Origin of the sequence: Burkholderia sp. Ac-20345, from assembly GCF_017104825.1 — a bacterium.
Taxonomy (GTDB): Bacteria; Pseudomonadota; Gammaproteobacteria; order Burkholderiales; family Burkholderiaceae; genus Burkholderia; species Burkholderia lata_B.
Genome location: NZ_JAAGPO010000055.1, coordinates 23850 through 45327, shown reverse-complemented (window position 1 = coordinate 45327; position 21478 = coordinate 23850). Strand labels below are relative to the sequence as shown.

General features: G+C 61.1%; 10 protein-coding genes and 1 tRNA gene. 1 reads left to right on the top strand and 10 read right to left on the bottom strand.

What is annotated here, in order from left to right; translation table 11 throughout:
* Positions 1 to 168: 168 nt before the first annotated feature.
* From G3O06_RS20975 to G3O06_RS20960, 4 genes are all read right to left on the bottom strand, one after another.
* The gene (locus tag G3O06_RS20975) at positions 169 to 537 is read right to left on the bottom strand and encodes a hypothetical protein (protein WP_205817379.1); all 369 of its coding nucleotides are present in this window, start codon (positions 535 to 537) and stop codon (positions 169 to 171) included.
* A 108-nt stretch (positions 538 to 645) separates the two neighbouring features.
* Positions 646 to 1458: a tetratricopeptide repeat protein gene (locus tag G3O06_RS20970; protein ID WP_205817378.1), complete on the bottom strand. Its 813-nt coding sequence runs from the start codon at positions 1456 to 1458 to the stop codon at positions 646 to 648.
* Between the two features lie 3 nt (positions 1459 to 1461).
* Positions 1462 to 4389 carry a tetratricopeptide repeat protein gene (locus G3O06_RS20965; RefSeq protein ID WP_205817377.1) on the bottom strand — a complete coding sequence of 976 codons (2928 nt, stop codon included), beginning with the start codon at positions 4387 to 4389 and terminating at the stop codon, positions 1462 to 1464.
* Positions 4386 to 5789: a hypothetical protein gene (locus G3O06_RS20960; RefSeq protein WP_205817376.1), complete on the bottom strand. Its 1404-nt coding sequence runs from the start codon at positions 5787 to 5789 to the stop codon at positions 4386 to 4388. The genes G3O06_RS20965 and G3O06_RS20960 overlap by 4 nt, the downstream gene beginning before the upstream one ends.
* Positions 5790 to 6466: 677 nt before the next feature.
* Here G3O06_RS20960 and G3O06_RS20955 point away from each other — a divergent pair.
* A tRNA-Leu gene (locus G3O06_RS20955) sits at positions 6467 to 6551 on the top strand.
* Positions 6552 to 8612: 2061 nt separating this feature from the next.
* Here the strand turns inward: G3O06_RS20955 and G3O06_RS20945 are convergent.
* Genes G3O06_RS20945 through tssI (G3O06_RS20920) form a run of 6 tightly spaced genes read right to left on the bottom strand, consistent with a single transcriptional unit; the run spans position 8613 to position 21459 of the window.
* The gene (locus tag G3O06_RS20945; protein ID WP_205817374.1) at positions 8613 to 9128 is read right to left on the bottom strand and encodes a hypothetical protein; all 516 of its coding nucleotides are present in this window, start codon (positions 9126 to 9128) and stop codon (positions 8613 to 8615) included.
* 15 nt (positions 9129 to 9143) lie between these two features.
* Positions 9144 to 13799: an RHS repeat-associated core domain-containing protein gene (locus G3O06_RS20940; protein WP_241020165.1), complete on the bottom strand. Its 4656-nt coding sequence runs from the start codon at positions 13797 to 13799 to the stop codon at positions 9144 to 9146.
* Positions 13800 to 13846: 47 nt separating this feature from the next.
* On the bottom strand, positions 13847 to 16582 hold the full coding sequence (gene tssI, locus G3O06_RS20935) for a type VI secretion system Vgr family protein (protein WP_205817373.1): 2736 nt from the start codon (positions 16580 to 16582) through the stop codon (positions 13847 to 13849).
* A gap of 2 nt (positions 16583 to 16584) precedes the next feature.
* Complete coding sequence (locus G3O06_RS20930; protein ID WP_205817372.1) at positions 16585 to 17490, bottom strand: hypothetical protein; 906 nt, start codon at positions 17488 to 17490, stop codon at positions 16585 to 16587.
* On the bottom strand, positions 17480 to 18697 hold the full coding sequence (locus tag G3O06_RS20925; RefSeq protein WP_205817371.1) for a hypothetical protein: 1218 nt from the start codon (positions 18695 to 18697) through the stop codon (positions 17480 to 17482). Before G3O06_RS20925 ends, G3O06_RS20930 begins: the two co-directional genes overlap by 11 nt.
* The gene (gene tssI / locus G3O06_RS20920) at positions 18694 to 21459 is read right to left on the bottom strand and encodes a type VI secretion system Vgr family protein (RefSeq protein WP_241020164.1); all 2766 of its coding nucleotides are present in this window, start codon (positions 21457 to 21459) and stop codon (positions 18694 to 18696) included. The genes G3O06_RS20925 and tssI (G3O06_RS20920) overlap by 4 nt, the downstream gene beginning before the upstream one ends.
* Positions 21460 to 21478: the final 19 nt, after the last annotated feature.

Genomic DNA, 21478 nt, shown 5'->3' with positions numbered 1-21478 from the left:
GACTATGATTGACCGGACCTCTGTCCGCGCGGGGGTCGCCACAGCTGAAGGATATTCCAAGCCGTATAATCTAACTTCCTAGGCCGTACTGGTCTCGCGCTTTCCCCTAGATCATCCGTTTGATCGGATCGATGCGGAAGCCTCAAGCTTCGTAACGTCCTGGTAGCCTCACGGGGAAATACCGTATCTAGTTGCGATCGCACGGTCGAGATCAGCCTGCGATTCGCACAGCACACGGATATAGTCATTCGAAAGCTCCGCTATCGATTGATCGATGCCCATATTGGAATGAATGCCGTCCTCGCCTTTCTTCCGAGCAGCATCCATTGCCTTTGGGTCCGCCCCGCCAGCTAGGTCAACGAATTTGCCCTTGAGGTCTATCGCTGCATCGTCGACAAATCCCTTTGATTTACAGAACTTGAGCACACCGAGCTCATTCGCTTGTGTGAGCGCAAAATCAATATCCTGAGCGCGTACTGCTAGGTGAGTTGCCATAAGCAGGGCCGAGAGCGCAAACAGGCGACGGGTATGAACCAAGCGAATCTCCATTTGAGATGAAACGATGCACGGAACGCGCATGCCCGAGATGCCGCACATCGCGCCCCTACCTACAACTTCCCCTCATTGCACACCGCAATCGATCGACTATGGCTTCGGTGGCTGGATGTCCTCCGGCACCGAATCGCCGATCTTCCAGCCGCTTGCAATTCCCTCCGCAACTGACAGCGCGTCGCCGGACAACTCGGGGAGATAGTCAAGTTCTCCGACCACTGAGCTGGGGTGGGTGATTTCGGCAATCTTCAACCAGGCATAGGCGGCGATCAGGTTCGGTCGCATTCCGAAACCGTTCTTCAGCATGAGACCGATCCGGGTTTGGGCATTCGCGTCGCCTTGCATTGCGGCCTTTCGCAACCACATCGCAGCCTGTGCCTGGTCCTCACGCACACCGACGCCCAGAAAATACAAATTCCCCAGCTCGGATTGGGCCCGGGCTTCTCCTTGATCGGCTGACTTCCGTAACCAGTATGCTGCGCTCACTTCGTCGCGCTGGACGCCATACCCATGGAGGTACAACTCACCCAGATTGAATTGCGAGTGAGAGTACCCCTGGTCGGCAGCTCGCCGATACCACGCGGCCGCTTCGGAGAAGTCTTCTTTTGCCCCTGTCCCGCACCAGTAGAAAACACCGAGGCTGTGTTGCGCCACCGGATTTCCCTGCTTGGCTTCGCGTTCGATCTCAGTAAATTTTGCCGCGGTCGCTGCCGCAGCTGCGCAGATAGGCTCGGCACGCCGCTCCACCGACGGTGGCGCGCTGTGCGCGCGTTCCGTGGAATCCATAACGCCTTGCGCACATGCCGGCGAGCCATGCGCCAGCGGGTACGCGACGATCAATGCTGCAAAGAAAGAGTGAAGCCTATTGCTCGATTGCAATGACATAGATTTTGCATCGGTACACAACGGTTAATCGTGAGGCTCCACTCCGCGCGCGCCATCCGGCCATACTCGACGCAGCGTCCCGTCGAGATTGTCGGCGATATCAGATGCACGCCTCTTTTCGTCGTCATCCAGTCTGCCGGCGATTCTCGCCTCGACGAGGGCCGTAGCAGCGCCGTACTGTCGAAAACGGGGTACCGCGTCGAAACTCACACGCGCATGCTCGATCCATGCGGCGCCGAGTGCGCGGTCTCTCGGCAAGCCGTTGCCGGTCAGAAACCGGATGCCGACCGCATACTGCATGAACGGATCCCCAAGCAACGCCTCATTCAGGCTCGACAGACCATCCCATTGGCGATTCGCGGCCGCGGTCGCGCCGACTGGCGAATCGCTCCATAGTGTGGCCGCCGGATCGGCCGGAACGAGCCAGCGCTTTTCGCCGATCGAGAGCGCCACCTCCGATCCCGTCGCGACGCTGCGCAGCGCCAGTGCGATCGCCGAGACCGCCGAGCCACGTTGCGCGGCGCGGCGGTGCAAATCCATTGCCGTCGTTTCGTTCAAGGACACGCCATCGCCCGTTTCGTACATCAGTGCGAGGTCACTTTCCGCCCATTGCGATCCAGCAGCGACCGCGCTTTCGAGCCACGTCGACGCGGCCTTTGAATCGCGGGTGACGCCGCGACCGCGCAGATAGGCGAGACCCACCATTCGCTTCGCCTCGGCGCTTGACGGCGCGGCACGTAGCGCCCATGCGAAGGCCTCGTATTCGTCGAACTGTCCGCCGAGCCCGGTCGACAGATGCCACGCGAGCGAGCCTTGTGCCGACACGTTCCCCTGCTCCGCCGCGCGGCGAAACCAGTACGTCGCCGCACCGAAGTCCGCCGGTACGCCGTCGCCTAGGTCATAGGCATCGCCGAGGGTCGACTGATACGCCGCATCACCCTGATCCGCGAGCTTCCATTGCCAGTATGCGCGTTCGTCAACGGTGACGAAATCTCTGTCGGGTGACGCAAGCAGACGCATCGCGCCGGCGTTTTTGCCGGCCGCCGCCGCGCGGCACCAACGTGCGGCCTCGGCCGGATTGCGCGGCGTAGCGTTACCGTCCAGGTACATCGCGCACAGCATCGCTTGCGACCCGGCGTCACCCAGCTTCGCGCCGCGCGAAAACCAGTCGAACGCGATCGCTGGCTGCTCGCGCCAATTCGACGAGCCGAGCGCCGTAAATGCGCCTGGTACCTTCCGGTTGGCTAGGTCCTCCAGCCACTGACGTCCCGTCCTGCCTTCGAACGACATGTTGTGCTCGCTCAGATAAAAGCCGACCGATACGCCGGCAGCCTGGTCGCCGGCATCGGCCGCCTTCGCCAGATATCGCAAGCCCATTTGCTCGTCGCGCGGCACGCCGGCGGTTCCCGACAGGTACTGATAGCCAACCCAGCGTGCCGCCTCGACGTTGCCTCGATCTGCGGCAGAGCGAAACCATTCCATCGCCTGCGTACGGTCGAGGCTCGTACCGTCTCCGCGCCATGCCATGCCGGCGGCCATCAGTGTGGCCGATCCGTCGCCACGATCCGCGCCCCGCTTCGCCAATCGAAAGGCCTTGCGCATATCCACGGGTTCGCCGTCGCCTCGGGCCGCGTAACGGGAAAGATTCGCCGCCGCGGCACCATTACCCTGCGCGTCGGCCTTTTCGAACCACGGTTTCGCGGCGGCCGAATTCGGCTGCGTCCCAAGTCCGTTCTGCAGCATCGCGCCGAGATCGTTCTGGGCAACGGCCAAACCCGTGTCGGCCGCGCCCTGCATCCATCCCAATGCAGCTTCCCTATCGACTGGGCCACCCTGACCGAACAGATAGAGGTTCGCCAATGCATAACGCGCACGCGCGTCGCCGGCAAGCGCCGCCTTGCGATACCAATCGCGCGCCTTCGCGTCGTCGCGGGACACACCCGTCCCGCTTCGGTACAGATCGCCGAGCCGACGCTGCGCGTAGGCCGAACCGGAAAGGGCCGCCGTCGACATGAGGCCGAAGCCGCGCCCCATGTCGCGCGGTACGCCGATGCCCGTGAGATACAGATTGCCTAGCACCGCCTGGGCTTCGGTGTTGTCCTGATCCGCTGCGGCACGCAACCACTTCGTTCCTTCGTCCAGATCGTGCGGGACGCCGTCGCCCTGGACGAGCATCAAGCCCAGCAAGAACTGCCCGTTCGGCTCGCCGTCCTCTGCGGCGCGCAACAGCCACGCTACAGCAGCCACCGGATCGCGCGCTACCCCACGTCCGGCCAGCAAGAATTTACCTGCGTTGGTCGCTCCCGCCGCAGATCCGCCTTCGGCGGCGGTCACAAAGTAACGGTAGGCAGCAACGTCGTCTGCAGGTTGCCCATCACCGTCCGCGCTCATCCCGCCCAGCTGGTTTGCCGACACCGTATCGCCGTCGCGTACCGCCGACACGAACCATGCGCGCGCCTCCGCAGCATCGCGCGGCACCGCGATACCATCGTAGTAGAGGTAACCGAGTGCACGTTTGGCAACCGTCGAACCGTCGCTCGCCGCCGAGTTCAGAATCGCCATCCCGCGCTTCGGGTTGGGGCGTCCCGCATAGCCGTGCAGCACCATCTGCCCATAGAGCGCGCGGGCCGTCAGGTTACCTGTCCCGGCGTCCTGGCGGCATAGGCTGCGAATCCGCGTGGGTCTGTCCTTCAGTGGAATACTGCCGAATCGAGCGTTCAATGCCAGCGAGCACGGCGTCGTGTCGTCACGCACTGGAACGAACACAGCACTGCGATTCAACGGCATTGCGACAAGCGGCGACGTGGGTTGCGGCGCAGCTGAACTGCCTGCAACGACTGTCAGTCCTGCGATCAACGTTGCGGTGACGACCGATGATTTCAGCGCACAGCGACAGGAGCTGGTGCGCCTGCCAGCCGAAACGCGCGACCGATGTTCGCCCACCGGATTCATTGCTTCACGATCGTGATGTTCTTGATGATGACGTCGGTTCTGCCGTCTTCATCGTCGAACGACTTGTACAGCTCGATTCCGTAATCAGCCAGCCACACGGAGCGAGCGCGAACAGTCTTCCCGTCCTTGCGTACCTCGCTGCAATCCAGGTTGATCGCATTGCCCGTCAACGTGTCGAAGATCGCCGATGCAGGCTCCGTCTTGCCGATTTCGCATCGACGGGTCAATTGGCCGTGGCTCGACGGCTGCGGCAGTGCAATCTCGACATGCTTGCCCTCCGCCATCGGTTCGTTCGCCAGTTCGATCGTCGAAGTTTTCGTTTGTGTACCGAGCATCGTTGCATAGAGGCGACCGTTGACGTTCTGGGTCATCAGGTCCGCGATTCCATACGACATATCGAAAGCCACCCAGCGCGAAGTCCCCGATACGCCCTTCGGCGTCAACAGATCGACGACCACGCCGTTGTTGTGTCGATTGACGAAGGTGTCGACAAACGGCCCGGAATCCTCGGGGGTCATCTTGTTCACCCATTCTCCGTCCACAATCAGGCGTGCATACGGAAGCGGCCGGCTGCCGTCGGCCGGTAACCGGCCCCGAATAGCGTCCGGCAAGCGACGATCATCGAAAACTTCATCCAGATATGCGAAGGGATCAGCAAGTACGATCTCGCTCGCCGACTTGCCCCCAGTCATCATCTTGAAAAAATCGTAGGTCGCACGGTGCCGTTCCGGCTCGGGAAGCGTGCCGAAGATGTCATAGAGAATGCCGACCGATCCACAACTGTTCGCCTTGCTTTGCTTGAAAAGCTCAGGCTGCGAATCGATTGTATTTAGACGCGCCTCCACATCAAGCAATTCTGCAATGGTGTAGTGCTCGTCTTCCGACGACGCCTCGCGCTTCGCAGCTCCGATGTCCACCAGTTCGGCCATTTTGCGAAGCGTCTTCGGCGACGACATCTTCGCCAGCGCCACCAACTCGCCGCTCTTGGCCAATTTCAACGCCTCGCAACCGTTTTGCGATTCGCTCGATATATCCTTCAGCAACCGAAGGAACTTCAGTCTGTCGGTGGCCGGTAGCATCGTGCCTGCCCCACTGGCCAGCTGATCGCGCAGGTTGCTCAGTCTGTCAAGATAGCCCGGGTCTTGCACAACCTTGGTAAACCATACGGTCATGATCTGCCCGTTTTCCGAGTCGGGATCCAAGCCGTGCTGCGCAAAATAAGCACGCGCACGTTGAGTGACTTGTGCCGGCGTCAAGCTAATCACTGGATTCGCTGTCGGCGCTGACGCGGCCGGTTCAGTAGGGATGCTCTGCACACCGAGTCCATATGCCGTTGCCGTCGAGATCGCCAGCAACACCCCGAAAAGGCCTGTCTTTATTTTCATCTTGTTGAAATTCATTTGCGTGGGTTGGCCGACCGCGTCTCAGCCCCGTGCAATCGTCAAAGGCCGGGCTTAGGTGTCGCGGCGGTGGCTTCGGGCGAATGGCATTTTTCCCTGCCGCCGGCTGTCGGTCCGATCGTGCTGAAAAGCGAACGTCACCCGATCCTTGAGGAATACAGAAAAGAAAGCCGCCCCTATTCGGAACGGCTCTCCCGACTCACCTATGCCAGCCCCTCGTCCACAAGGGTGGCAAGATTGTCGCCGCGAGAAGCCCAGGCAGCAACGCCTACGGCATGGAATTGACATCAATTGACCATCGCATTCGATGTACAAAATCGTGCTCTCGCACGTGCGGCGATTGGCGATGCGCTCCAACGCCTACGGCTCACGGCTTCGGCTACCGATCCGTGGCGCTTTGCACTTCTCGTACGCTATCTGGCGATTGCAATCCGCACACGATGTGCCAAACAAGGGTTGGGCATTTCTTCGAGGTTCCTCGATCATGAGTTACGCAAGTCGTAGTGAGAGGAGTGCTTCGCTGACCGCTTACGGTACAATTGCACACGTCGCGGGTGTAGCTAAATGAGTTCGATTCCCTTCACCCGCTCCATCGGGCCTCCGGTTCACACCCAACTGGAGCAGCAACGGGCCATACCTCGCTGCCATGTTCGATCGACAGGAAGCGCATCGATCGCGCTCGGATGGCGAAATTGGTAGACGCATGGGACTTAAAATCCCCCGCCGTAAGGCGTGCCGGTTCGACTCCGGTTCCGAGCACCATGAATTGCCTCTACGTCGACCACGGCACCTTTTTCTGGGCAAACGCCAGTGCTATCAATATGAGCACAGGCGGTGCACCAGCATCCATCAATGATCTCCCGTCCTCCCGTTACCCATTCGTGCCCCTGACGGCAACGCAATCGGTAGCGTTTTCGTAGATCGGTAACCGGTCCGTTCAGCAGTGTCCCACCTCGCTTGGCCACCGTTTCCTGCAAGCTGGCCTGCACATCCTCCAGTTTGCACATCGTGCACGCATGCAACAAAGTGATGTGGAATAGTCCACGGGCCGGGCGAAAGAACTCGTGCCCACGCGCGCACTTAAATCGGTAACGGGTGTGATCGCCCCGCCATTGGTCAGATACGCATTCCCAACCGATTTCCGAAGCGATCGACTTCATCTTTTCCAAGTCCCACTTGCCTTGCTTTTCCAACATCACGTCCTCGTGTGCCCAGAAAACTGCGGGGAAACTCGACCGCTCCGCGCGTAGGCCTCTTGTTGTCGGCCGGTCGACGTCGGCAACCACCCAACCAAGCTGGCGTCGACGAGAGCGTCAGTGACTACGCAGCACTTCACGTGATCACCTAGATTTGGATCGCCGCAGCACAGGTGGAATTCCGAGCCGCACGCGCTGTTCCATGTCTCCACTAGGGTCAAGCAGCAACAACCATTGCCGCCATAAACGAACCCAGCGCCTCACCACCTTGTGCCCGACACCGAGCTCTTGCGCAACCGCCTCGTACCCATCCCGCCAACCGAGCAATGTAACGAAGCGACGCGCGTGCATACGTGCCCGCGGAAGCAGCAACGGAGTATTCGACGCACGCGTGAAATACGCTAGGCACGACTGGCATCGGAAACCTGGAAGCCCACTCGGCCGTCGATAGGGGTGGTAACCGGTACGGTCCCCACCGCACCACGGACATGAGACCGGTGTCGGGTCCGAGCTCAGCACCTTGTCAATCTGATCGACGAGAAAGGCAGAGAGAGCAACGTCTTCGGAGCGTTGAACCGTTCCCCTTGGCAAACGCCTCAAAGGCAAAGGAATACCTTCCAGCTTTCGCAAAGACCGAGAAGCGACATTCGGCGCCGCGTTGTCCACTCGGGCCGCGCGTTGAACCTGTGGCATGGCCATGTCCGGATAGTGCTTTCGTCGCCGGCGCACGGCCGGCACAATTGAATCACGCACTACGACTGCTTCGAGTGCCTGCCCCTCACGCTGGGTCACGTCCAACAACCGATGACGCCCACATTGAGGACATCGAATGCGGCGACGGCGCTGCACATCGAAGCCCCCAGAAAAGAAGCCGCCCTCGAAGCCGCAGCGGATGCATCGAGCATGTGGTAGAGCGTGCATCCCAAGCCGAATGCGAGCCTCCCACGCACCCGAAGGATCGATCTCGAGCACGTAACGCCGGAATGCCAGGAGCCACGAAAGGACACCTTCATACGACATCCCGATCCGCTCAGTCACCTGCGTCAAGGTTGTCTGGCGCGAAAGCATCGGAATTAACCCACCGACGTTCGCCTGATTGCGCAAGCGTGCGAATGGTGTGCCGGTCAAGCGATTGAAGCTGCGCTTACATACGTGACAGAAGTACCCGGGAAGCTGTTTTTTCGGACCACCGAATTGACGTGGACGAACCCGGAGACCGTCACAGTGTGGACACCGCGGTACCGGCGTTGGCGATGTGCTGGCCAACTCCATCCACGCGCGTGACAAGTAGTCGGTCAACACGGGATCCTCGGTCTCTGCGACATCGATCGCACGCGAGAGATATACCCCACCGCCGATGGTTAGATCGAAATGCCTCTCACGCGCTTCAGCGTCGGAGGCGCTTCTCTCATTGCTATCACTGCCTCGATTAACAATCAAACGCACCTTCCACGACCACGAACATTAACACCCCTGTCAATGGCGACAATTTCCGAGATCGGATGGGCGTGCGAAGCGGAAGTCGACAACCTGGATTGCCCCCAAAGGGCGATTTCGCCCGCCCCATGTGACACCGAGATCTTCCGCGTTTCCACCAAACCATCCGCCATTCAGCGCATCAAACGTTTTAAAAAAAGACACGCATATATTTATCTATTTCCGCCGAATACTCAATCAATTCATCAGTTGACTCGCAAACGAATTCGTATCCAGCACGGACAATTCTTCCAGACTCGACAGATCTAAATCCGTTTATTGTCACCGAATAGAATCCGGGCTTTAGATCAGAATCTACACCAGTCTCAATCGGCGGCCAGTGCATCAAATTTTCCAGATCATAGAAACGTGCACCCTCCCTTACCAACAAAGGAAAGCAGCCATTTCGTGTGACAACAAGGTCGTTGACGGTACTTCGCTCACTGGACAACCGACAAACAATCTCGTAGCCGCCGTCATCAATTGAGAGAAGAGGGACTATCGCCCCTTTTTGGATAACCTCGTCCCCAAGATCCGAGCTGAAGAATTCACTCATAAGATCACGCTCACCAGGCGCCACTGGTGTCCACCTGAGAGTCTGATGAAGAACTTCTTGATCCAGCAGAACAATTCCGTTCGCTTCAACGTCAATTTCGCCGACTACCATCGCCTTCTCCTCATGTTACGAGCAGTCTTTCTTAAGTTTTGCGGCATGCCACTCCATTAACTTCTTGTAGGCTTCTGAAGGGGTGACATCTTTAGCGAGAACCTCACCAGTCGATGGAATTCTGAGATCCCCTTTCATTGTCATACCTTCGAGTCCTTTACCGGAAGCGACGAGCAGCTCGTCCGACGTGCCAGACCAATCTCCTTGACGTCCCCCTAGGAATACACCTTGCACTCGGTGCAGCTCCTCATGATCGCCCTTTTTATACGGTTTCGGGAAATACGTTGGAGTATCACGCTTAGTAGCCAGGTGTTTCAATCCACACGATTCGGCTTTCTTTCTCCATACCATGTGGTGGCCCATGCCGTTTTCATTCCACTTCCACGGCATCAACCCCAGGGGGTCGGTCCAACCAACCGGGTTCTGGCCGTATTGATAGACGTTTATGCCCCCAGCAAGCCCGATCGGGTCCTTGCTAACAAAGCGTCCGCTGCTCGGATCGTAGTACCGGTGCCGGTTATAGTGTAGGCCCGTCTCGCGATCAAAGTACTGACCCGCGAACCGCAACGGATTCGTGATACCAGCCTTACGTGCCGCGTCGCTGATCACCTCCCTCGCCTCACCCCACGCCTTATAGCGCGATGACCACGCCACCCCACCTGCGTCGTCAGTGATCTCCTGAGGCGTGCCGATCTGATCGCAGTGGTAGTAGGCAACGCCAGTAAGTGCCGCAACGCCGGCGCTACCATCGTGGAACGCTGCCGGCCCCTTCGCCTGAGCAAGCGGCGAGAAACCGTCCGGCTCGTATACGTAGTGGGTCGTCTCACGCGTGTCCCACGACGTTTCATACGCCAACGTATCTCCGTCCCAACCGTACAACGTGAAGCCGTAACCACGCTCCTGCTTCAAACGTTGCCGTTCTGCATCCCGCCAGCCACTGCCAGCACCAGCGAGATATGGCACCAGCGGCTCGGTGAGCTTCGCAATACGCCGGCCGAGCGCGTCATACGTGTACGTCGCCTGCATATACCGATCGCGTGCCGACACCATCCGGCCCAGACTGCCCCACTCGAAGTCGGTGCGCTCACCGTTACGCGTGCGCTGTTTCAGATTACCCAGTTCATCGTAAGCGAAGTGGGTGCCCGAATAGTCCTTCAGCAAGTTGTCCAGCAGCGGTGCCGATCTAGCTCCACCTAGCACTCCAATGCCGTGTTCGTCACGCTCCTTCGACTCGACAATGTTGCTCGCCGGATCGAACGAGAAGGTTTCAATGCCAAGAGATGATTGCGCACGCGTCAGTCGACCAATCGGATCGTACGCGTACTGCAGTTCGCCGCGCCGCAAGTCCCCGATCTGGGTCAACTGTCCCGCGGCGTCATACTGGTACCGGCGCTCCATCACTTTTCCGCCGGCGCCCTGCAGCAGTTGCCGCGCTAGCCGACCAGCCTCGTCGTAAAGCGTCGTCTGCGTCAGACCGTTACCAAGCTCGCGCTGCGTTTCACGGTGGGCGTCGTCGCGTTCGAAGTTTGCAATGCTCGTTCCATCGAGCATGACTCCATGCACGTGGCCGGAACCGTAGGTGAGCCAATCCAATCGGTGGCCATCCGGCCGAATGGTGGCAACTCGTGCCCCAACCTCGTTATGTTCGTGACGCCACACGAACTCATACTCCTTGCCTTCGACCCGCATGTGCACGTGTTCGCGCGCCAGATTTCCGACCGGATCGTAGAAGCGCCGCACACTCGACTGATCGTTGACCGCCTGTATAAATCGGCCTAGGCCGTCGTATTGGAACGACTCCCTCTCGACAGCTACCTCGCCTTGCGGATCCAGGAAGACGTGCCCGCGGTCCGTGAATTGCGCAGTCCAACCGCGTCGGGATTCAAGGCGGCCCATGGCGTCATATTCGAAGGCCTGCATAACGCCGCCGTACAGGCGGTTCGTCAAGAGCGCGCTGCCCGCAGCACGGTAATACCGCGTCTCGCGGCCATCAAAGTCGGTTTCGCTGCTAAGACGCCCTGCGGGGTCGTAGCCAAACCGATACTCTCGGCCGTTCTCGTTACGCATTAGCGCGACCTGTCCAAGCCGGTTCCAGCCGTATTCGACTGAATCGCCACGCGCGTTGATTCGCTTCGCCAACAGGCCTGCAGCCGTGTAGCTGTATCGCGTCGATCGATTCAGGCCATCCACGTGCTCAAGCAGTCGGCCCTCGGCATCGCGTGCATAGGTGTCACGCAGCCCCTCGGGCCGCGTCACCCATGCAAGCTGCCCGGCCTCGTAGCCGTAACGCGTAATCTCACCAACGGCGTTCTGCTGCTGAACAAGCCGCCCGCGTTCGTCATACTTCCACGTGGCGGTCTTGCCGGAACAGTCGGTATAGCTCGCGATCTGTCCATCTGTACGCCAAACGATCTTTGTCGTGCCGCCCATCGGATCCGTAATCTCAACAGGCAGACCAGCGCGATCGTATTCGTATTTTGTCAACCGGCCAAGCGGATCGAGCGCCTCGGTCACACGCCCTTTGCTATCGTAGTAGCGCTCCCAGCGATGGCCTTCTGGATCCTGCAGTCCAGTCAGATTACCGTGGCGATCGTGGACATAGTATGCGATGCGGCCATCGCGCAACGTATGCGATGTCATCTGTCCTGCGTCGTCCCACGTGAACGATTCCGCTGTGCCGTCTGGGAACACATGGCGCACCACGTGCTTGTCTGCGTCGCGCATGAACCATTCTTCGGTGTGGTCGGGATAGATGATCCGATACACGTAACCGTCGATGTCGTAGTACTGTTGAGTCGTATTGCCAAGCGCGTCGGTTACGAAGGTCAGCCGCAGATGGTCGTGCCACGTCAGGCGGGTGTCGAACGTACCGTCATCCGCCCATTCGTGAATCGCTTTCGCATCAAGGTGCGTGCCGTCCCACTCAAGATTCATCCCGCGTCCAGTCCGGTCGCTATAACGCGTCACTAGGTGATATGAGTACTCGTAACTCCACGCCGCCGCATTCTCGTCGTTTGCTTCCACTAGATCGCCCGCCTCGTCGTAGCGATACCGTGCGAGAGTGCGCATCGCCTTTCCTGCGGCGTCAACCAGCGCGACACGCATGATGCGGCCGACGTTATCGTAGGTCAGCGTCGCGATGGCATCTGCCGTTTCGATCCGGGTAAGCAACCCGTCCACCCACACCAGCGCCACCGCATTGCCGGAGCGATCTTCAATTTTCTCAAGCACAAAACGTGTTCCGTGCCGCCCGTAGGACTCGATAATCGTCTCACCGCGTACGAGCCGGATAACATTTTCGGATTCACGGGTGATCGTGCAAGACTCGATTGAATCGCGATGCGGCTGCCCCGGCTTCAGCGCTGGGTATATCAGGCTTCTTCCCGAAGCATCGTGATAGGCAAATCCATCATCCTTGGCCTCGAAGGCGACGTGATACGGTGTTGTCCAGCGTGGGCCGAGCGGCCCCTGCTCATCGTGTGCATCGAAGTTCGAGCGATATGTGCGCGCCCATTCGACTGGCATGATCCCCGACAATACAAAGTCGACATGCGTAAACGATTCGTCTCCCAAGGCTAAGCCAATCGCAGCCCCAACCCTTGCGGGTGGCTCACATCCGCAACCTGGTCCTGGCTTCCGCGCTTTTGCCTCATTAGCCGAAATTTCAGCTTGTTGACCGCCCTCTGTCCGACGCGCTTGGTTCTTCTTGTTGCTGTCGACGGTCGCAGCAAGCTTGTGCTTTGTCCTCTCGTATTCCTGAATCGCACGGATCAGGATATTCAGCATGTACATCACGGTGCCGACATCTTCGCTGGACAAGCTCTGAATGCGCTTCTTGACGTCCGGAATGCTGGCTCGAATATCTGCGGCCAGTTGTCGGACCGTCGACCGTGCCTCATTGGGCGTCATCGAAACGACGAAATTCACTTCGGCCTTCGCGCCCGCCTTGTAGACTTCCCACACTGCGCCGAACAGATCGCCGAGCGTTTTGGTTGGGTCGTGGATAAGCGAGCTGGCTGAAACACGTGACACTTTGTGGCCTGCGGCCGCAAGATTCACGTTCGGATCGCTCAAGCGCCCGGAAGCCAATGCGTCGAGCCCGTCAGCCAATTGATTCAGGCGCTTCTCTGCCTCGATCCCGGCGTGCTTCAGCAGCTCCGTCAACCTCGCCTTTGCCTGTTCGACAAACGGCTGTAGATCACCCATCAGGGTGGCAGTGAAATGCCCCGCGATAACCGCCACCGACGCCTTGGCTAGATCTTTCGAGCCTGCCTTGACCGCTTGCCGCACCAGGCCCAAAGTCGGACGCAACGACATGCGAGCGGCCGTCGTCCCTGGCGGGATCGGCAGCACTCCGATCAAGTTAATCGCCAGGTTGGCCCAATCGAGGATCCTGTCGATCTTTTCCGCTTCCGATCGGGGCTGAACGTTCCGATTCTGAATCAGCTTCGAAATGTCGCCGCACACGTCGACGGCAGCAATGATGTTCCCGACCACGGGCAACACGGCCGAGACTTCCTTGATGCGCTCAAGCGTTACGTAGCCGCCGCTCGCGGTGCGCAGCCAATGATCGAAATGCGACGCGCCGGCCTCGAGGTCGGCGATGTGAACTTGATTGAGCGGAACGATCGCCGCGTCGACCGACGGAAGGGACTGCTGTTTATCAGCCATGATCTTGTTCGGACTGTGGAATGGATTGATTGACTGGCCGATGCGCGTCAGGCAGCGCCTGCGGGGTTCCAGCGGGGCTGCTTCAGGTAGCTCGACATGACCCAGGAGTCGTGCGGGTCAAGCCCGTATTGCACGGTGACCGCACCGGGCGCCAACCCGCTCACGATGGTTCTGCCGGATGCATCGAGCGTCCCTTTGTGGATTGCGCCAAGACTGTCCGTCACAGCGATGGTGTTCTTATCGACCGGAGCATTCGTCACATAGTGGCGCAGCACTTCCAGTTGACCAGGCCCGGACTTCGGGAACGGTGGGAAGCCGCCGCCCTGCCCCTGCGGACCATCAGTCTGGTGGCCGCCTGCGTGGATCGTGTGCTCGCCGGCCGTGTGCACCGTATAGCCCTGATCGCTGATTCGCACTTCGGTGCTCCCCGCGTGCAGCACGATTTCCTTGGCCGCGTGGAGTTCAATGCTGTCGGTGGTGCTCATCACACCGACCGACTGCTTGGCCTTCATGTCGATGCCGTCGCTCTGCGCCTCGATGCGTACCTTGCCTGCGGCCGCCACCAGCTTCATCCCTGCCTTGTGCACAAACAGCGAGAACGCATTCGACACGCTCGCGAACAGCGAATGACCCACCGCCAGCCCCACGTGTCGGCCACTCGTCACCGCGACGTCTTCGTTGCTCGCCACGTGCGCGCTCTGCTCGGCCGCCACGCTGACGCCTGCCGCACTCGCCAGCACCAGGTCCGGCTCCTTCAGTTCCGGGAAGTCGTTCTCGCCCGCCGGCGCGTCACCCCGGATCGCCTCGTTGCGCGCCTTGATCGCCTTCGCGACGTCGCTCTGGTCCGTGCCCTGCTGCTGCGCTTCGTGCTGTTGCGCCAGCCCCGACAGGCTCTCCTGCAGCTCCCGCGCACGCGTCAGCCGGCCCACCGCCGCCTTCGCCTCCTTCGCCTGGCCCGCCCCGTTCGGCTGGCCGTCCGTCGAGATGAACAGACCGCTCAGCGCCCGCACCACGCCCCAGAAGTCCGTGCGCAGGTCGAAGCCCTTGCCGCGCGCATCCGCCCGGCCCGTCTTCTTCACGATCCGCCGGATGTTCCCCAGCGCCAGCAGCGAGCTGCCCGCGTCGCTCGCCATCTGCGTCTGGATCTGCCCTTCCATATCGTCGATCGCCACGTGGCCCGACGCCGTACCCTTGATCTCCCGGCCGCGCAGCAGCGCCACCGTCTGGTTCGCCGGCAGATCCAGCGTCGGCTGGCGGAACTCGTTCACCGCGCTGCCCGTAATCACCGGCAGGTCCGGATCGCCCAAGTAGTGGCTCACGACGACTTCGTGGCCAATCCGCGGTACGAACGTCGCGCCCATGCCGTCGCCCTGCCACGGCATCACCGCCCGAAGCCAGATCCCGGAATGCTCGTCGAGCTTGCCCTGCCGGTCCCAGGCGAACTGGACCTTCACACGGCCGAATCGGTCGGTCCAAATTTCCTGTGACGCTGGCCCCACGACGATCGCTTTCTCGGGCCCGCTCAATACCGGTTTGCGCACGCTGCGCTCGAGCCGGAACGGCTCGTTCGCCGGCAGCAGCTCGAACTCCGTTTCGCACCGGTACGTCGCGCTGGCGCCCGAGCGATCGCCAACCTCCTCGATGTCAAGTGTCGACGACAGCACCACGTACTCGCGGTTCGCCGCCTGCTGCGGATAGCCCGTCAGCGCAAACGTGCAGCCCACTGTCAGCCCGCGCAGGTTGCCTTTACCGTTCGCGCGCACTCCGGCGCAGCGTCGTGCCTCCATCTGCACGCGCGCCAGATGCCGAGACTCCTGCTCGGTGTCGTTCGGCTGACCTGCCACGCCCTGCGCACCCGCCAGCGGCTGGCTGTAGTCGCCCCAGGCATAGACTGCGCCGTCCGCGCTCGCCGTCTTGCGCGGGTTCTCCTCGGTGACCGCCAGGTTCGCGCGCGGGCGCGTGTAGTCGTAGTCGACCACCGTCACGCTGCCCGACGTGAGGCGGCTCGTCACCGACAGCGCGTGGATGTGCTCCTCGTCGATGCGCTTGCCGTCCGGCGACAGGTAGCGCACTGTCTCGTACGCCGCCCCGTGCGGATGGTGGCCGCCCGTCGTGTCACACAGCACCAGGCGCTGATGGCCATCCCCGTGATCGATCCACCACCAGATGCCCCATTCCTCCCACAGCCGCTGCAGGAACGCCCAGTCGCTCTCGAACGCCTGACGCTGCACGTCGCGCTTCGGATAGACGCCGCGGAATGCGCCGGCGAGCCGCTTGTCGACCGGATACGAATACTTCGCGAGCACCGCGTCGGTGATCTCGACGACGCTCATGTCCTGGAAGATCCGGCAGTCCTCTGTCAGCGTCGCGCGGTACAGCCACGGGCGCAGCTCGAGCTCGTACAGGATCGAGTGCCGGTCCTCGCCGGCCACACGCGCCGCGGTGACCAGCCCCGTGATCTCGCGTGTGCCCGCACCGATGTTGCCGAGCCCCGCGTTGCCCGCGAGACCGGGGATGAACTGCCCCTTGCCTTCGAGCTGGATCGACACCGTCACCTCGGTGCCGACGAGCTTGTCCAGGTCGAGGTTGGCGGTGACGCTTGGCGAGAACGCGAACGCGTCGTCGGTGCGCAGCGTGACCAGGTAGCGGCAGGACTCGAGACGGCCCACCGCCTCGCTGCCCTGCAGCCGCACCGGCGCGAACACTGGCAGCCCGCCAGTCGAATAGGTCGGCAGCGCCGCGCCCGAAATGGACAGCGTACGTGCTTGGGTAAGGCTCAACATGATCAAACTCCCTTGTCGTTCGCTTGCGTTCGGTTGTCGTCGAGTTCCCTCAACCACATCCATTGCCCAGCCACCCAGCTAGTCGGCCGGCGCTGCTCCCGCTCTTCCTGATGGGTCAACGTGCGTACACTCGGGAATTTCTGGCCCTTCCATACCACCGTGACGTCTGCGGAGTTGCTCTCCGAAAAGCCTTGCCACATGCCCGTCTCCGGGCAGAGCATGCCGGTGCATAGGTTCATTTCGCCGTATTTCTGGCGCTTCGCCTGTTCTCGCTGCTGAAGTTCATCAGGCGTCAAGTAATGGCGACCAATGCCTAGATCGCGCAGATTGACTGCGTTACGGAAATTGCTAAGGGTGGCGCCACCGTTCTTGCTTATCCATTCACCGAGATAGCTGAAGCCAGCCCCCACTTCGAACGGAGAGTCCAGCGGCATTGGTAGGCGGTAACTGAACGTGACGTAATTCTTTGGGTCCCAGCCGGTAACGTCTCTGAGACCGGTTGGATCAAAAAAATCCCCTTGGTCGGTACGGCCGCTGTCGATCAACGCGCCACGTTTGGCGCGAACCAGCCCCAAGGTGTCCCACGTTTCATATGGAATGTTCGTACTAACACCATCTTTCACCTTCAACTCGAATCCACCGAGCCCGGGCTTGCCATCAATCGGGGAGAGTTTGTCGTAGGAGAACTTCACCGAGATCACGTCATCGTCGACGTAATAGGCATAGTCGATCATACGAACTCCGTCGGCGTCATACTTCTTCGGTTTGCCGAACGTTCGTTCCACATCTTCAAACGATATCTGTCCGGACACCCATTGCAACCCGATGCGTACAAATTGCATCAGCTTCGCCTGCTGAGCCTCAGTCATCATTCGGCTCTGCGCCTTCTCCTGCATCTCATTGCCCACCTTCGGAGCCTCCTGTGCTTGACAAGAGGGACTCCAACTTGCGAGCGCGGTCAGCCAACTCATAAGCATGACTGCACTGATCTGCCGGGTACGTTTTGAGTGCCAGCCCCAATTCCGCATCCCAGTACGCTGAAGCCATGTCCCCGCACACGAAGGCATCGTTTTCCCATGGTCGCGCGGTGTAATCGCAATAACACCGGCTCGGTTCCGCCACCATTGCATCGACATCAATTGAGGTTCCTCCTATGCCTACACGCTGCAGCAAATCAGTCGCCAACTTTCGGGCTCCCTGAAACTCATTTTCCAGCCCTGCGACGTCGGCAAGATAAGCAGGCACGTACGGGACCGTTGCGTGCCGCCAGACGTTCAGGGTGTACACGTATTCGCCAATCGCCATGCGCTTGAGGCTGGCCAGAGCAGCCGGATCGCTTGGGATTTCCTGGCTAGCCGCCAGCGCGACGACGTCACGCGCCTGTTGGAAGCGGCTTCGTCCCGGTTCCGGATTACCGCCAGAGACCGCGTCCGGCCACCGAGCAATTTTGGGAAGCATCTCAAAGTTGTCTGGGTGCTGCTGTACCAGGGCATACATCCAGAACCACTGTTGGCAATGCCGAGCTTCGTGATAAAGCGTGTCGGCAAACACCTTCAAAGGTCCGAGTTGCGCGGGCCGATTACCGCTATTCGCATCTGCCACGGCCTCTATGCGGAACATCGGAGCGAGTTGCTCGGCATTCAGGATCAGGCTCCAGTCATTCGGCTTAAATACGCCCTGCTGTCCGGCGCCGCCGGCGGACGGCACCGCCAAGCCCATGTTGACCGGTACGGCAGCGGCCGGAATCCCATAGCCTGCCGCCGGATCAGTCAACGCAGTAGTAATAGCGGGACGTACGAGCAGAAAAAGCTGTTGTGTCGAGTCAACGTTGAGTGGCCATTGAAGCTTCAGCGTAGGTCCCACACCTTCCGGTCCAAAGAAGGCATTGCCCCACTGCACTTGATTGACCAGCACTCGCTGAATCGCTTTTGCATAATCGCGGGCCACGGGATATAGGAGCTGACCGCGCCGCTGCGGATCAACATCCGAATGCCGAAGCCCCCATTGATCAGGCGTGCACAGTGCATATTGCGGCATCACGCCGGCACTGGTCGGCTGCACCTTGTTGACCTGCATTTCGTGTGGGCCAACTTTGTGTTTGCGCGGTCCAGTCATGCGTATTTCCCCTCCGAGCCCTCTGCTCCTTTCGTATTCGCATCCTTCAGCAGGGCAGCCTGGGACGTCGCCAACAATGAGCCGTCGTGACGTAACAGATCTAGCGTCGCGATCTGTGGGCTTTTGCTCATAGCCAGCGACGTTTCGCCGTTCGCGCTGCTAATGCCCTCAATCACCTGCCCACCAACAAGCGTGATGCGATAGCGTTGCTGGGGCAAAACCCAGCCCGACTCGCGCTCCATCAGCACGAAATGCTCCACGACCTTTGCATCCTTGATATCCGTCAGTGGGATCTTCATGGGTTTGGGTTGCGGATCAACCGTCTGATGGCTGGCGGCGTAGACCGTGTGTTCGCCCGCCGTGTGCACCGTGTAGCCCTGATCGCTGATGCGCATCTGCGTGCTGCCGGCATGCAGCAGGATTTCCTTCGCCGCGTAGACATGGATGCTGTCGGTCGTGCTTTCGATCGTGATCGACTGCTTCGCTTTCATGTCGATGCCGTCGCTCTGTGCCTCGATGCGCACCTTGCCGGCAGCCGCCACCAGCTTCATCCCAGCCTTGTGCACGAACAACGAGAACGCGTTCGACACGCTCAGGAACAGCGAATGACCCACCGCAAGCCCAACGTGTCGGCCGCTCGTCACCGCGACGTCCTCGTTGCTCGCCACGTGCGCGCTCCGCTCGGCCGCCACGCTGACCCCCGCCGCGCTCGCCAGCACCAGGTCCGGCTCCTTCAGCTCGGGGAAGTCGTTCTCGCCCGCCGGCGCGTCACCCCGGATCGCCTCGTTGCGCGCCTTGATCGCCTTCGCGACGTCGCTCTGGTCCGTGCCCTGCTGCTGCGCTTCGTGCTGTTGCGCCAGCCCCGACAGGCTCTCCTGCAGCTCCCGCGCACGCGTCAGCCGGCCCACCGCCGCCTTCGCCTCCTTCGCCTGGCCCGCCCCGTTCGGCTGGCCGTCCGTCGAGATGAACAGACCGCTCAGCGCCCGCACCACGCCCCAGAAGTCCGTGCGCAGGTCGAAGCCCTTGCCGCGCGCATCCGCCCGGCCCGTCTTCTTCACGATCCGCCGGATGTTCCCCAGCGCCAGCAGCGAGCTGCCCGCGTCGCTCGCCATCTGCGTCTGGATCTGCCCTTCCATATCGTCGATCGCCACGTGGCCCGACGCCGTACCCTTGATCTCCCGGCCGCGCAGCAGCGCCACCGTCTGGTTCGCCGGCAGATCCAGCGTCGGCTGGCGGAACTCGTTCACCGCGCTGCCCGTAATCACCGGCAGGTCCGGATCGCCCAAGTAGTGGCTCACGACGACTTCGTGGCCAATCCGCGGTACGAACGTCGCGCCCATGCCGTCGCCCTGCCACGGCATCACCGCCCGAAGCCAGATCCCGGAATGCTCGTCGAGCTTGCCCTGCCGGTCCCAGGCGAACTGGACCTTCACACGGCCGAATCGGTCGGTCCAAATTTCCTGTGACGCTGGCCCCACGACGATCGCTTTCTCGGGCCCGCTCAATACCGGTTTGCGCACGCTGCGCTCGAGCCGGAACGGCTCGTTCGCCGGCAGCAGCTCGAACTCCGTTTCGCACCGGTACGTCGCGCTGGCGCCCGAGCGATCGCCAACCTCCTCGATGTCAAGTGTCGACGACAGCACCACGTACTCGCGGTTCGCCGCCTGCTGCGGATAGCCCGTCAGCGCAAACGTGCAGCCCACTGTCAGCCCGCGCAGGTTGCCTTTACCGTTCGCGCGCACTCCGGCGCAGCGTCGTGCCTCCATCTGCACGCGCGCCAGATGCCGAGACTCCTGCTCGGTGTCGTTCGGCTGACCTGCCACGCCCTGCGCACCCGCCAGCGGCTGGCTGTAGTCGCCCCAGGCATAGACTGCGCCGTCCGCGCTCGCCGTCTTGCGCGGGTTCTCCTCGGTGACCGCCAGGTTCGCGCGCGGGCGCGTGTAGTCGTAGTCGACCACCGTCACGCTGCCCGACGTGAGGCGGCTCGTCACCGACAGCGCGTGGATGTGCTCCTCGTCGATGCGCTTGCCGTCCGGCGACAGGTAGCGCACTGTCTCGTACGCCGCCCCGTGCGGATGGTGGCCGCCCGTCGTGTCACACAGCACCAGGCGCTGATGGCCATCCCCGTGATCGATCCACCACCAGATGCCCCATTCCTCCCACAGCCGCTGCAGGAACGCCCAGTCGCTCTCGAACGCCTGACGCTGCACGTCGCGCTTCGGATAGACGCCGCGGAATGCGCCGGCGAGCCGCTTGTCGACCGGATACGAATACTTCGCGAGCACCGCGTCGGTGATCTCCACCACGCTCATGTCCTGGAAGATCCGGCAGTCCTCCGTCAGCGTCGCGCGATACAGCCACGGGCGCAGCTCAAGCTCGTACAGGATCGAGTGTCGGTCCTCGCCGGCCACGCGTGCCGCAGTGACCAGCCCCGTGATCTCGCGCGTGCCCGCGCCGATGTTGCCGAGCCCAGCGTTGCCGGCAAGGCCCGGGATGAACTGCCCCTTGCCTTCGAGCTGGATCGACACGGTCACCTCGGTGCCGACGATCTTGTCCAGGTCGAGGTTGGCGGTGACGCTTGGCGAGAACGCAAACGCGTCGTCGGTGCGCAGCGTGACCAGGTAGCGGCAGGCCTCGAGACGGCCCACCGCCTCGCTGCCCTGCAGCCGCACTGGTGCGAACACCGGCAGTCCACCGGTCGAATAGGTCGGTAACGCCGCGCCCGAAATCGACAGCGTACGTGTCTCGGCAAATGTCACCATGATCCGGCTTCTCCCTCGG